Below are 13386 nucleotides of genomic sequence, written 5' to 3' on the forward strand. Positions count from 1 at the left end.
CCTCCCCTCGAGGGGGAGGGTCGGCTCACATTGAGCGCAGCGAAATGTGAGCCGGGGTGGGGTGACAGTCTCTCCACCGATGCGGTGCCCGAACGGAGAGATCACCCCACCCCGCTCGCGCTGCGCGCGATCGACCCTCCCCCTCCAGGGGAGGGTAAGCAAGAGCCCGGCCCTTAGCTTGCAGTTGCCAGCCGATAGGCTCGCTTCGCATTCACACCAAATGCCTTCTCTCGAACATTCGGCCCAAGCTTCGCCAGGCACGCTTCCAGCGCTCCCTTGATCTCGCCATAACTCCCGGCAAGCAGACACACCGGCCAGTCCGAGCCGAAGATCAGGCGATCCTCGCCAAAACATGTTGCGGCATGTTCGACGAACGGAAACAGCCGCTCCGCATCCCAGTCACTCCACACCGCTTCCGTCGCGAGGCCCGAAATCTTGCACCAGACATTGCCGCAGGCCGCGAGAGCCGCGATGCGATCGGCCCATTCGGCGCTTCCGCCATCGGCGATCGGCGGTTTTGCGGCGTGGTCGAGCACGAAACGCGCTTGCGGAAAGGCCTGTGCAGTTGCGATCGCGGCGGGCAGTTCGCGGGTGCGGACCAGGAAATCGTAGGCGAGATCGCGGGCGAACGTTGCAGTGAGGCCGCGTTGAACGTCCTCGCGCAACAACCAGTCCGAATCGGCCTCGTCATGCACCTGGTGACGAATGCCGACCAGCTTGTCGCCGCCGGGCGAAGCGCGCAAGCGGTCGAGCGTGTCGCCAAGCGCACCGTCCGTCAGATCAGCCCAGCCGACGACGCCAATCACCGAGGGCGTCGCATGCGCGATCCGCAAGAATTCCCCGGTCTCCTCCAGCGCGGAGCGGCACTGCACCAATATGCTCGCGTCGATGCCGTTTGCTTTCAACAGCGGCGCGAGATCGGCGGGGCCGAAGGCGCGGCGGATCGAGGCCAATTCCGGCGCGTCCATCCAGGGATAGTCGGCGCGCGACGGATCCCAGAAATGCTGATGGCCGTCGATGATCATGCCCTCACGCTCCGCCCGGCAACGGCGCGCGTGCGTCGACGAGTTTGCGCGCACGCAGCTCCTGCCAGAAGGCTTGTGGCACCGCCTTCTCCGACATCGCGATGTTGTCGGAAACTTCCGCGGCGTTGCGCGCGCCTAGCACGGCAATTGTGACCGCCGGATGGGCCATGCAGAACTGGAGCGCGGCGGCCTTCAGCTCGGTCCCGTGCTTGCGGCAGAGCTCGTCGAGCTCGAGCGCACGCGCGATCAGCGCCGCGTCGGCGTCCTGATAGTTGAACTTCGCGCCGGGATGTGGATTGGCCAGAATGCCGCTGTTGTAGATGCCGCCGAGCAGGATGCCGATGTTCTTCTCGCGGCAGACCGGAAATAGCGCATCCAGCGCACCCTGGTCGAGCAGCGTGTAGCGGCCGGCGAGCAGGAAGCAGTCGACCGCAACGGCCTGGGCAAAACGAACCAACATTTCCGACTGGTTCATGCCGGCACCGATCGCCTTGACCGTGCCGTCGGCGCGCAGGCGCTGGAGCGCGCGGAAGGCGCCGGCCACGGCGTCGTCATAGTGATCGTCGGGATCATGCACGAGCAGGACATCGATGCGGTCGAGCCCAAGGCGCGTCAGGCTCTCCTCCACCGAACGCATCACGCCGTCATAGGAGAAGTCGAACACCGGCCGCTCGCGCGACGTACCCTTGTAGTGCGCGTCCTCGGCGGCCGCGCCATCAGGCGCGCGCAGCAGACGACCGACCTTGGTCGAGATGACGTAGGAGTCGCGCGGCTGCTGCAGCAGGAAAGCGCCGATCCGCCGTTCGGCGAGGCCAAAGCCGTAGAGCGGCGCGGTGTCGTAGAAGCGGATGCCGGCCGACCAGGCGCGCTCGATCGTGGCGAACGCATCGGTATCGCTGACGGCGGTGAACAATCCGCCGAGCGGGGCCGAACCGAGACCGATTGAGGTGACGTCGAGGGAGCCGAGCCGCGATCGTTTCATTCCCATTGCCTTCCAAAAGTCTTCCTTCCAACCGTCCAAATCATCTCTCCCGCTTGCGGTAACCGCAAGCGGGAGAGGATCGCAGGAGCACGGGGCTGGCGACGCTCCTACTTCAACATCTGCGCAACGTTGTCCTTGGTCACGAGATCGAGGCCGGTATAGACGATCTCGGGTACCTTCTCGCCCTTCTTGATGGCGAGCAGCGTATCCATCGCCTTCTCGCCCATCTCGAACGGACGCTGGCCGACCAGCGCATTGGCGTAACCGTCGCGCAGCAGTTCAAGCTGCATCTTCAGCGTATCGGCGACGACCAGCGCGAACTTGCCGGAGTCGATGTCCTTCTTGTTCCTGGAGGCGAAGGCCTTGAAGCCTTCGGGGGCGAACATCGGCCAGCCGCCGATGGGAACGATCGAGGCGAGGTCGGGCGTGGCGGTGCGCATATCCGTCATCTGCTGGACCGCCAGCGCCGGATCGTCGTTGCAGAAGGTCGGCGAGCCCGCGACCTCGGTCCATTTCGAGCCCTTCAGCGCCTCGCGGACGCCGTCGACGCGCTCGGCGAGATTCTTGGCGCCCGGACCGCCCGAGACCATCGCGTATTTGCCGCCATCGGGCCGCAGCTTCAAGAGCTCCTTGCCAAGCGCGACGCCGAACTCCTTGTTGTTGGTGCCGATATAGGCGATCCGCTTGGAGCCAGGCGCATCGGCATCGAAGGTGATGACAGGGATGCCGGCCGCGGTCGCCGCCTCGATCGACTTGGTCATGGCCGCAACGTCGGCGACCGAGATGGCGAGGCCGTCGACCTTCTGGGTGACGAAGTCCTGGATGATCTGCGCCTGCGTCGCCGGCTCATGCTCCACCGGCCCCTTGTAGATGCACTCGATGTTGCCGAGCTCCTTGGCACGCTTCAGGCAGCCATCGCGCGCGAAGTCGAAGAACGGATTGTTCATCGCCTTGGGCACGATCACGAAACGGTAGTTCGCGGCAAACGCCGGCGTCGCCATCATCGCGACCGCGATGCCGGCAAGAAGAAGTTTCCTCATTGTTTCCTCCACCCTTCTCTGGCGCCCATCCTCTCAAGATCGTCCGGGGAGCGGACAGGCGACATTTTCGTTGCCCTCCCGGAACGACGTCAGTTCAGATCATCCGCGAGCGGATGCGATCGACCAGCACCGCCAGGATGATGATCACGCCAACCAGCGTCTGCTGCCAGTAGGAGCTGACCTGTGCCAGCACGAGGCCGTTGCGGATCACTTCCAGCAGCACGCAGCCGACGATGGCCCCCAACGGACCGCCGATGCCGCCGGCGAGGTTGGCGCCACCGATGACGGCCGCCGCGATCACATTGAGCTCGTAGGACGTCGCCATGTTGGCGGGCGCCGATCCGAGCCAGCCGGAGATGATGATGCCCTGGAGCCCTGCGGCAAGCGCGCAGATCACATAGACCTCGATCTTCACCCGCACGACCGGTATGCCCGTGAGCTCGGCGGCCTTCTCGTTGCCTCCGAGCGCGAACACGTGGCGGCCGAACGAGCTGTGGTGCAGGACCACGGCCATCGCCAGCGCGAGGACCACGAGGTAGATGAACGGCACCGGCACGCCGAGCACGTCGCCCGAAGTGAGCGCGTAGAAGTAATCAGCGTCCGGTCCGCCCGGAAAACTGCCGCGGCCGTTGGAGACGACATAGCCGAGCCCACGCACGATCGAGAGCATGCCAAGCGTGGTGACGAAGGGCGACAGGCCGAGCACGGCGATACAGAAGCCGTTGACGAGGCCCGCGATCAGCGCGACGCCGAGGCCCGCGAGGATCGAGATCAGCAGGATCAGACCCGGCACGTTGGCCAGCACGGTCTTGCCGTCGGCGGCCATATGCACGAACAGCGAGCCTGCGGGCGAGCCGGGCGCCGACAGCTCGGTCATGACCATCGAGGTGATCATGGCGGAGAAGCACATCATCGAGCCGACCGACAAATCGATGCCGCCGGTGATGATCACGAAGGTGACGCCGAGGGTGGCGATGGCGATGAAGGAGAAATTCTTCGCCACGTTCTGCATGTTGCCTTCGGTGAAGAAATAAGGGCTGGCGAAATGCATCACCACCAGCAGCATCGCCAGCGCGAGCAGGACATAGCCGGTCTGGGAGGCGAAGATGCCGCGCTGCCACCATCTGATCCGGCCGACATTGGTGAAGCTGATCGGAGATTCCAAGGGCATGGCCATCACGCCGCCTCCTTCGCGCCGGTGATCAGGGCGGTGACTTCCTCGGGCGACGTCTGGTGGATCGGCTTGTCGGCCCGCTTCTCGCCGCGACGCATGACGACCACGCGGTCGCACACCGCGAACACGTCGGGCATGCGGTGCGAGATCAGCATGACGGCGACGCCCTGCTCCTTCAGCCGGTGGATCAGGCCGAGCACCTGCTCGACCTGCCGTACCGAAATCGCGGCGGTCGGCTCGTCCATCATGACCAGCCGCGCGTTGGAGAGGCGCGTCCGCGCGATCGCAACCGCCTGGCGCTGGCCGCCAGACATCTGCTTGACGAGATCGTCGGGGCGCGTCTCCGAGCGCAATTCGCCGAACAGTTCCAGCGCACGCACCGCCATCGCCTTGTGGTCGAGCAATGCGAGCGGGCCGAACCTGCGCTTCAGCTCGCGGCCGAGGAAAACGTTGGCAGCAGCCGTCAGATTGTCGGCAAGCGCGAGATCCTGGTAGACGACCTCGATGCCGACGCCGCGGGCATCGACGGGCCGGTTGAAATGGACCGCGTTGCCGGCAAAGCGGATCTCACCATGGCTGGGACGGAAATTGCCGGCGATGATCTTGACCAGCGTGGACTTGCCCGCGCCGTTGTCGCCCATCAGGCCGACGACCTCGCCGGGCTGGACCTGCAGGTCGACGCCATGCAGCGCGCGGATTGCGCCGAACTCCTTGCCGATGCCGGTCAGCTCGAGGACCGGTGTCGCTTCAGCCTTTGTCATCAGCGGCCTTCCTCAAACGTAACGGTTGACCAGGGATTCCAGATATTCCTGCCGCCCCGAGCGCGGCCGCGGGTCGAAGCCGGGGCTGAGCGCACGGTCGGCAAGTTCGGCGAGCGAGCGCTGGCCGCCGAGAATGGCCCGGCCCTCGGGTCCCGCCCATCCCTCGTAGCGCTGCGCGAGCGGTGCGGTGAGGGCGCCGGCATCGAGCATGTCGGCGGCGGCGAGGAACGCGCGCGCGCAGGCATCCATCGAGCCGACATGGGCATGGATCAGATCGTCGGGGTCGATCGACTGCCGCCTGATCTTGGCGTCGAAATTGAGCCCGCCCGAGGTGAATCCGCCGCGATTCAGGATCTCGTGGAACACCAGAGCCAGCTCCGGCACGTTCATCGCGAACTGGTCGGTGTCCCAGCCGAGCAGATCGTCGCCGCGATTGACGTCGAGCGAGCCGAAGATGCCGAGCGCCTCGGCGAGCGCGACCTCGTGATGGAAGGAGTGGCCGGCGAGAATGGCGTGGTTCTGCTCGATGTTGAGCTTGACGTCGTTCAGGAGATCGTAGCGCTCCAGGAAGCCGTAGCAGGTGGCGACGTCGAAATCATATTGATGCTTGGTCGGCTCCTTCGGCTTCGGCTCGATCAGGATCGGGCCCTTGAAGCCGATCTTGTGCTTATGCTCGACGACCAGCGAGATGAAGCGGCCGAGCTGGTCGAGCTCGCGCTTGAGATCGGTGTTGAGCAGCGTCTCGTAGCCCTCGCGGCCGCCCCACAGCACATAGTTCTGGCCGCCGAGCCGGTGCGTCACCTCCAGCGCGGCGCGGACCTGGCCGGCGGCATAGGTGAAGATTTCGGGGTCCGGATTGGTCGCGGCACCCGCCATGTAGCGGCGATGCGTGAACAAATTGGCCGTGCCCCAGAGCAAGCGGACCTTTGCGGAGGCCATCTTCGCTTCGAACAGGTCGGCGATTGCGTTGAGATTGGCGACGGACTCGCTGAGCGAAGTGCCTTCCGGCGCCGCATCGACGTCGTGGAAGGTGAAGAAGGGTACGTCCAGCAGGCGGAACAGCTCGAAGGCGACATCGGCCTTGGCGCGTGCCTGGGCCATCGCATCAGCACCTTGATGCCAGGGGCGCAGAAAGGTCTCGCCGCCGAAGGGATCGCCGCCCGGCCAGCAGAACGAATGCCAGTAGCAGACCGCAAAGCGCAGATGATCCTCGAGCCTGCGGCCATGCACGAGCCGGTCCTTGTCGTACCAGCGGAAGGCGGGCGTGTTTCCCGCATCCTTGCCGCCGAAGGCGACAGGGGCGCTTGCATCGAAGAATTTGGCTGATGCGTTCACTTAAGGCTCTCCTTCAACGCAGGATAAAGTTCGCGCCACCGCCGATAGGCCTCGTCATAGGCCGCAGTGACGGATGCGCGGGGTGCAAAGCTCGCGAGCCGCCGCGGGCGCTTGCACACTTCCGCGGGATCTTCGCCGGTGGCGGCGAGCCGGCCGAGCCGTGCGGCGCCGAGCGCGGCCCCGACCTCGCCCTCCTCGACGCGGTGAACGGGAATGCCGAGCACGTCGGCGCAGATCTGCGCCCACAGCGGCGAGCGCGAGCCGCCGCCGACGAGATCGACCTCCGCGATTGGCCCGCTGGCCGCGCTCAGCGCCGCGAGGTTGTCGCGCGCGGCGAAGGCGACGCCTTCCAGCACGGCCTGCACGATCTGGCTGCGCCCGGTCGCACCGCGCAGGCCGACGAAGGCGCCGCTGGCGGCGGCATCGTTGTGTGGCGTGCGCTCGCCGTCGAGATAGGGCAGGAACTTTATGGAGCTCGGTCCGTCGACACGCTCGCCGAGCGGCGCCAGGAGCGCGGCGGCCGGCGTCTCCATCACGCCCGCGAGCCAGGCCAACGAAGCCGCGGCCGACAGCATCACGCCCATCTGATGCCAGAGGCCGGGCAGCGCATGGCAGAACGCATGCACGGCCGAAGCCGGCACCGGTGCAAACCGATCGGTGACGCGGAACACCACGCCTGATGTGCCGAGCGACAGGAACGCATCGCCCGGCGCGATCGCGCCGAGCCCGATGGCGCTCGCGGCATTGTCGCCGGCACCGCCGGCGATCACGACATCATTCGCCATGCCCCAGCGCCGCGCGAATTCCGGCGCGAGCACTGCACTGACCTCGCTGCCCTCGACGAGGCGGGGCATGTGGTGGAGATCGAGCCCGACGGCATGCAGCAGCAGCGCCGACCAGCGGCGCAGACCGACGTCGAGCCACAGGGTGCCGGCGGCGTCGGACATGTCCTCGACCATCTCGCCGGTGAGGCGATAACGCACATAGGCCTTCGGCAGCAGCACCTTCGCCACGCGCTCGAAGATCTGCGGCTCGTGCCGCGCGACCCAGAGCAGCTTGGGCGCGGTGAAGCCGGGCATTGCCAGATTGCCGGCGATCGTGTGCAGCGACGGGCAGCGCCGCTCGAGCGCGACGCATTCGGCGTGCGAACGGCCGTCGTTCCACAGAATAGCGGGGCGCAGCGGCCGTCCATCCTCGTCCAGCAGCGTCGCGCCATGCATCTGGCCGGACAGCCCGATGCCGCGCACCTGAGCGACCTCGCGCGGATGGCGGGCGGCGAGATCGTCGACGGCGCCAACCGCCGCATCGACCCAGGCGTCGGGATCCTGCTCGGACCACAGCGGCGCGGGATGCGACAGCGCAAGCTCGCGCGCGGCCGTCGCGACAATCGCGCCGGTTTCGCTCACGAGCACCGCTTTCACACCGGATGTGCCGATGTCGATACCGATATACACGCCGTCCTCCCCTTCGCCTGTTGCGGTGCGCGATCTCAGAGTCGCCCTTTCCGCATCGGACCGTTTCGAAATCCGCCCGCCCCTAGGGCAAATTGTCCCGCATCACGATGTCGATCCTGATCTTCTCCTGTTCGCGCAAGATCGGCTCGCCGCGCGCAAGCGCGAGCAGCACGCGCACGGCGGCGCGCGCTTCATGCCCGGGGTTCTGCGAGATCGCGGCATCCATCACGCCCTGCAACAGCAGCCGGCGCGTCAGTACGGTGACGTCGTGTCCGACGAATACCACCTGCTTGCCGCGGCCGGCATCGCTCAACGCTGTGGCGACGCCTTGCGTGCCTGCGCCGACGTTATAAAGGCCGACAATGTCAGCATGCCTGCCGAGCAGCTGCGCCAGAACCTGTTCCGAACGGCCGTCTTCGTCGCGCCCTTCCAGCACCGGCAGCACGCTGAGATCGGGGAATTCCGACGCCATCACCTGGCTGAAGCCGAAGATGCGTTCGGAATGGTCGCGCAGGCCCTGCGAGCCCGCGACGATCGCGACCTTGCCGGACCGTTGGCCGACCAGCCGACCGACCAGCGCGCCGGCGGTGCGCCCCGCCGCAATGTTGTCGATGCCGACATAATGGTGGCGACGCGAGGACGGCACGTCCGAGACCAGCGTCACGACCCTGGTCCCGGCGTCGACGAGATCGTTGATCGCGGCGCGGACCCCGGGATGGTCCAGCGCCACCACGGCGACGCCGTCGTAATCGCCGGACAGCGCCTCCAGCGAGACCGCGAGCACGGACGGGTCGAACACATCCGTGGCGACCACCTCGACGCCGAGGCGGCGGGCTGAGAGCCAGGCCGACATCTCGCCGAGATAGGCCTCGATCTGCTGCATGAAGGGGTTCGACCCCGCCGGCATCACGAAGGCAAAGCGGCGGGCACGGCTGCGGGCGAGCTCCGCGGCCGCGACGTGCGGCTGGAAGGCGTTGCGCTCGATCGCCGCCTTGACCCGCCGGACCGTATCGGGCCGCACGCCCGGGCGGTTGTGCAGGACGCGGTCGACGGTCGCGAGGCTGACGCCCGCCTCGCGGGCGATGTCCTTCAGCGTCAGCGCGGTCGCGGTGAAAGTATCGGCCATGGCTGAAGGTTATCGAGGTGTTTTGAGGTACGCAACTCATTTTGAGGCGCACGACGATGTTTTCGGGTCCGGGTCACACCGCGCGGCCTCAGCCGCCGGTCAGGTCGCGCGTCAGGAACAGGCTGTTGGGATCCTCGACATAGCCCTCGAACGGGCCGCAGAGCACAAAACCGTGCGCCTGGTAGAGCGCATGCGCGGGCTTGAAATAATCCCACGAGCCGGTCTCGAGGCTGAGCCGCTGCAAGCCACGCGCGCGGGCCTCAGCGATGATGTGGCGGAGCATCCGGCCGCCGAAGCCGCGCCTCCGCGTGGTTTGCAGCGTGTGCATCGACTTCACCTCACCATGGTCGGCCGAGAGCATCTTCAGCGCGCCGGTGGCGACCAGCGTCTCGCCGTCCCAGCCGGTCCAGAACGCGACGTCGCTCGCGCGCAGCCCAGCGAGATCGAGCGCATGGGCGCTGCCCGGCGCGGTCTGCGCCCGCGCAGCCGTGACGTGATGGTCGAGCAGCGCAATGACGCGCGGATCAAAGGTATCGCCGGTGCGGACCTGCATCGTCACGGCCTCACCTCGCTTGAAAGCCGCTTCTGCATGAGGACCATATCGAGCCAGCGGCCGAACTTGCAGCCGACCTCAGGCATGCGGCCAACCTCGGCAAAGCCGAACGACGCGTGCAGCCCGGTCGAGGCGGAATTCGAGGCCTCGATCGCGGCGACCATCGTGTGCTTGTTGAGCGCGATAGCGCGCTCGATCAGCGCGGCCATCAGGCTGCGGCCGACGCCGAGCCGATGATGTTGCTCGCCGACATAGACCGAATTCTCGACCGTGCGGCGATAGCCGGGCCAGGGGCGGAAATCGCCGAATGATGCGAAGCCGACGACGTCCCTGCCCTTCATTGCGACCAGCACGGGATAGCCGGCCGCTTGCCGTGCGCGCATCCACTCGCGCCGCGAGGCCAGATCAGCCGGTCCGTCGGTCCACACCGCCGTGGTGTTGATCGCGGCGTAATTGTAGATGGCCAAAATATCTTCGGCATCCTCCAGCGTGGCGTCCCGCACGATCAGCGACATCACATTTTCCCGTACGATGTGCCGCGCCTCGTGATGATGACGTAGCGCGCATCCTGTTTGGTTTCGTTCTCGAAGGTCACCGCCCGCATCACGTCGAAATCGAGACAATCGCCATCGCGCAGCCGCACGGTCTTGGCGTCGATATGCACGCAGACCGCACCCTCGAGCATCAGGAGCTGCTGGGTGAACGCGTTGCGGCCCCAGGGGCTGTAGGAGACGCGCGCTCCGGCCGGCAGATCGACGACGATGATCTCGATGCCGCTCGCCGCATCCGGCGGCGAGGCGTGCCGCCGACGGTAACCGCTGTCGGGATCACGCCAAAGCGGCTGGTCGGCAAGCCGCATCAGCCGCTCCGGCGGCTTCTCGGCGAGCGCGACGACGTCGCTGAGGGTGACATCGAGCGCCGCGCAGAGCTTGTTGAGCAGCGCAGCGGTGGCGCTGCTCTGCGCCCGCTCCACCCTCCCGATCATGGCCCGGCTGACACCGGAGCGCGTCGCGAGTTCGTTCAACGTCATGCCCGCCTGCGTCCTCAACGTCTTCAAGCGACGACCGATCGCACGGTCGAGTTTCTGCTGGTCCATTGTTGCTGGTCCTAGCCGTCATCCGAACATTGCCCGACGCAAGGACCACATCCGCGGGGCAAGAAGAGCTTAGGCCGGGGAAGCGGTGTGTGCCGGGAGCGAAGGGCTAATATATTGGAATCTTTGGAGGCCAAACATCGCAATGAGGGCCGTGCCTAATATGGCTCGACAACCAAGGCGGGTACAATCCAACGTCGATTGCATTTGAGAAGCAGCAGGGTACAGTTTCCTGATTGCCAGTTCTATCGGGCCGTTCGGATTCGGGCTCGAGATTTATTAGCGAGTGTAGCCATGCCCACCAATTCGGACGCCATCGTCAGCGCCGGGCCTTGGATAGTCGCGATCGTGTGTCTCGCGCTTGGCATTCTCAATATGTTCGGCGCCATCAAGATCACCGCCGACGAGAGCACGAAGTTTCTGCTGGGACTCGCGGTCGTAATCGGGGTCGTCCTGATCTTCCGAGACCGCTTGACCAAAGTCGTTCTCCCCGGGGGGATTACGGCGGAGATCTCAGCGGTCAAAAGAAGCGTTCAAGATGTTGCCGCAGCAACGGAGGAGCTGAAAGCCAGACAAACAGAAATTGCGGCCCCGAAGATGGCAATCCTGGCTCCGTCCGTAACAACCAAGCACGCTCCACAAATGCCGATTGAAGACCCGGAGGACAAGAACAAAGGCCAGTTCGGCAGAGAGGCAGCCAAGAATGGCCTACGCCTGTCGGCTACCGTCCAACCTTCCGACGTGCGGCCGGGATGGTTCAGGATTGATCTTGCAGTTACGGGCCTCGACCGAAAATTGGTCGATCCGGTCGCGTGTCATCTGCACGAAACGTTCAACCCCGCGGTGCAGCCGGTCAATCCGATCAACGATCAAGCTCGGCTCACAGTACTGGCGTGGGGTGCTTTTACGGTCGGAGCGATTGCCGACCATGGCAACACGCTGCTGGAGCTCGACCTCTCGGCAGACACGACCTTCCCGAAGGCCTTTCGAGAGGCATGATCTCAAGGTCGGCGGCGCAATGGGTGAGCTGGCTTGCTGCCGTAAGACGCCCATCGGCAAAAAAAATGGAGCGGGCGAAGGGAATCGAACCCTCGTATGCAGCTTGGGAAGCTGCCGTTCTACCATTGAACTACGCCCGCGAATGCGCGTCTCACGCCAACCCTGATTAGCCGAGACGGCGCCCGTCGCCAAGCGCTTTGGCGCGGCCGGCCGGACGGTTGTTAACGTCCTGGCAAGATTTTGGGTGCGCCGGATTGTGGCGGTGTTATGATCGCGTGTCTGGGGAGAGACGTGCACTGAGTGGGGCGTGTGCATGGTGGGGCGTGGCTACGCGATATTCAACACGGCCATAGGGCGCTGCGGCATCGTCTGGAGCAGCACCGGCGTGGTCGCCGTGCAATTGCCGGAGGCGCGGGAGATCGACACCCGTCGCCGGATTTTTGCGGTCCATCCCGAGGCGCGCGAGCAGCAGCCTCCGCTGAATGCCGAGCTTGCGATCGAGGGCATCGTGGGCCTGCTGCAGGGCGGCGACCCTGATTTTTCCGAGGTCAGCCTGGACGCCGGCGGCGTCCCCGGCTTCCACCGGCGCGTTTATGAAGCCGCCTGCGCCATTCCGCGCGGGGAGACCCGCACCTATCACGAGATCGCCAAGGCGCTGGGCGCCTCCGGCGCCGCGCATTCGGTGGCGCAGGCGATCGCCAAAAATCCCTACATGCTGATCGTGCCCTGTCACCGGGTGCTGGAGGCCGGCAATTACGCCGACCGACTCTCGCCTTACGGCGGGGTGATCTCCAAGCGGCGGCTGCTGGCGCTCGAGGGCGCCCACCCGGTCGCGAGCAAGACGCTGTTCGAGGTGCTGCTGCCCGTTGCGCCACCGAGGCCCAGCTAAGGCGCGATCGGAATCGCACCTTAGCTTTGTTTTTTTGGGCATGATCTTGTCGGACAACCGCTACACACTTGTCCGGACCATGCCTAGATAGGTGGCATGGACGCAACCACGCTGCTGACCACGCAATCGATCACGGTCTCCGAGTTTCGCTGCGATGCGGGACCGGACGACAAGCCGTTCGCGGAGTGCCGCACCGGGCATTCCATTGCCTATGTCCGCTCGGGCAGCTTCGGCTGCCAGTGCCGCGCCGGCTTCTTCGAGCTGGTGGCGGGCTCGATGCTGGTCGGCGCTCCACGCGAGGAATACACCTGCACGCATGAGCATGTCAGCGGCGACGTCTGCCTGGGCTTCTTCTTCAGCGAGGACCTGGTCGATGCCCTCGGGGGACGGCGCGAGATCTGGCAGGTCGGCGCGACACCGCCGCTGCCCGAGCTGATGGTGCTGGGCGAGCTCGCCCAGACGGCGGCAGATGGCAACAGCGACCTCGGTCTCAACGAGGTCGGTCAAATTCTGGCCAGCCGCTTCATCGATGTTGTCTCGGGCAAGGCGCGCAAGCCGGCCACGCCCACCGCACGCGACCGCCGCCGCGCAGTCGAAGCCGCGCTGTGGATCGACGCCAACTCGCATGCCGAGGTCGATCTCGAACAGGCGGCGCGGCAGGCGGGCCTCAGCCCGTTCCATTTCCTACGGCTGTTCTCGGCCGTGCTCGGCGTCACCCCGCATCAATATCTGGTGCGCTCGCGGCTACGCCACGCGGCGCGACTGCTGACAGATGATGACATCGCGGTCACCGACATCGCCTATGACGTCGGCTTCGGCGATCTCTCCAATTTCGTCCGCACCTTCCATCGCGCCGCCGGCGTGTCACCGACGAAGTTCCGGCAGGCGTCGAAGGGCGAGCGCAAGATTCTCCAAGAGCGCCCGCCCCTCAACTGAATAGGGTCGTCTCCGGCGC

The 13386-nt window shown here is 65.8% G+C and carries 14 protein-coding genes and 1 tRNA gene; 3 read left to right on the forward strand and 12 right to left on the reverse strand.

All coding sequences use genetic code 11. The features are described from left to right. Positions 1 to 173: 173 nt before the first annotated feature. The 11 genes from AB4Z51_RS08230 to AB4Z51_RS08280 form a co-directional block, all read right to left on the reverse strand. Positions 174 to 1025 carry an amidohydrolase family protein gene (locus tag AB4Z51_RS08230; protein ID WP_441497235.1) on the reverse strand — a complete coding sequence of 284 codons (852 nt, stop codon included), beginning with the start codon at positions 1023 to 1025 and terminating at the stop codon, positions 174 to 176. Positions 1026 to 1029: 4 nt separating this feature from the next. After that, positions 1030 to 2007 carry an aldo/keto reductase gene (locus AB4Z51_RS08235; protein WP_166068585.1) on the reverse strand — a complete coding sequence of 326 codons (978 nt, stop codon included), beginning with the start codon at positions 2005 to 2007 and terminating at the stop codon, positions 1030 to 1032. Between the two features lie 107 nt (positions 2008 to 2114). After that, positions 2115 to 3047 carry a sugar-binding protein gene (locus tag AB4Z51_RS08240; RefSeq protein WP_441497236.1) on the reverse strand — a complete coding sequence of 311 codons (933 nt, stop codon included), beginning with the start codon at positions 3045 to 3047 and terminating at the stop codon, positions 2115 to 2117. Positions 3048 to 3141: 94 nt separating this feature from the next. Continuing rightward, entirely contained in the window at positions 3142 to 4224 is a 1083-nt protein-coding gene (locus tag AB4Z51_RS08245; RefSeq protein ID WP_085399632.1) for an ABC transporter permease, read from the reverse strand. Then, positions 4224 to 4982, reverse strand: a complete 759-nt coding sequence (locus AB4Z51_RS08250; protein ID WP_354181812.1) for an ATP-binding cassette domain-containing protein — start codon at positions 4980 to 4982, stop codon at positions 4224 to 4226. Before AB4Z51_RS08250 ends, AB4Z51_RS08245 begins: the two co-directional genes overlap by 1 nt. A 12-nt stretch (positions 4983 to 4994) precedes the next feature. Then, positions 4995 to 6317, reverse strand: coding sequence for a xylose isomerase (xylA, locus tag AB4Z51_RS08255; protein WP_441497237.1), 1323 nt, complete (start codon positions 6315 to 6317; stop codon positions 4995 to 4997). Then, positions 6314 to 7771, reverse strand: coding sequence for a xylulokinase (xylB, locus tag AB4Z51_RS08260; RefSeq protein WP_441497238.1), 1458 nt, complete (start codon positions 7769 to 7771; stop codon positions 6314 to 6316). Before xylB ends, xylA begins: the two co-directional genes overlap by 4 nt. 82 nt (positions 7772 to 7853) lie before the next feature. Further along, the gene (locus tag AB4Z51_RS08265; RefSeq protein ID WP_441497239.1) at positions 7854 to 8897 is read right to left on the reverse strand and encodes a LacI family DNA-binding transcriptional regulator; all 1044 of its coding nucleotides are present in this window, start codon (positions 8895 to 8897) and stop codon (positions 7854 to 7856) included. An 88-nt stretch (positions 8898 to 8985) separates the two neighbouring features. Further along, positions 8986 to 9450, reverse strand: a complete 465-nt coding sequence (locus AB4Z51_RS08270; protein WP_441497294.1) for a GNAT family N-acetyltransferase — start codon at positions 9448 to 9450, stop codon at positions 8986 to 8988. 2 nt (positions 9451 to 9452) lie between these two features. Beyond that, positions 9453 to 9965 carry a GNAT family N-acetyltransferase gene (locus tag AB4Z51_RS08275; RefSeq protein ID WP_441497240.1) on the reverse strand — a complete coding sequence of 171 codons (513 nt, stop codon included), beginning with the start codon at positions 9963 to 9965 and terminating at the stop codon, positions 9453 to 9455. Then, entirely contained in the window at positions 9965 to 10546 is a 582-nt protein-coding gene (locus tag AB4Z51_RS08280) for a helix-turn-helix domain-containing protein (RefSeq protein WP_028160282.1), read from the reverse strand. The genes AB4Z51_RS08275 and AB4Z51_RS08280 overlap by 1 nt, the downstream gene beginning before the upstream one ends. Before the next feature lie 291 nt (positions 10547 to 10837). On the opposite strand from AB4Z51_RS08280, the gene AB4Z51_RS08285 reads away from it, so the two are divergent. Next, positions 10838 to 11542: a pYEATS domain-containing protein gene (locus AB4Z51_RS08285; protein ID WP_441497241.1), complete on the forward strand. Its 705-nt coding sequence runs from the start codon at positions 10838 to 10840 to the stop codon at positions 11540 to 11542. A 66-nt stretch (positions 11543 to 11608) separates the two neighbouring features. Here the strand turns inward: AB4Z51_RS08285 and AB4Z51_RS08290 are convergent. Next, positions 11609 to 11682, reverse strand: a tRNA-Gly gene (locus tag AB4Z51_RS08290). Positions 11683 to 11855: 173 nt separating this feature from the next. Here AB4Z51_RS08290 and AB4Z51_RS08295 point away from each other — a divergent pair. Both AB4Z51_RS08295 and AB4Z51_RS08300 read left to right on the forward strand, forming a co-directional pair. After that, positions 11856 to 12431: a methylated-DNA--[protein]-cysteine S-methyltransferase gene (locus AB4Z51_RS08295; protein ID WP_441497242.1), complete on the forward strand. Its 576-nt coding sequence runs from the start codon at positions 11856 to 11858 to the stop codon at positions 12429 to 12431. Between the two features lie 96 nt (positions 12432 to 12527). Beyond that, positions 12528 to 13367: a helix-turn-helix transcriptional regulator gene (locus AB4Z51_RS08300; RefSeq protein WP_441497243.1), complete on the forward strand. Its 840-nt coding sequence runs from the start codon at positions 12528 to 12530 to the stop codon at positions 13365 to 13367. Positions 13368 to 13386 lie beyond the last annotated feature (19 nt).

This window comes from Bradyrhizobium sp. 2TAF36, assembly GCF_052114925.1.
GTDB lineage: Bacteria > Pseudomonadota > Alphaproteobacteria > Rhizobiales > Xanthobacteraceae > Bradyrhizobium > Bradyrhizobium barranii.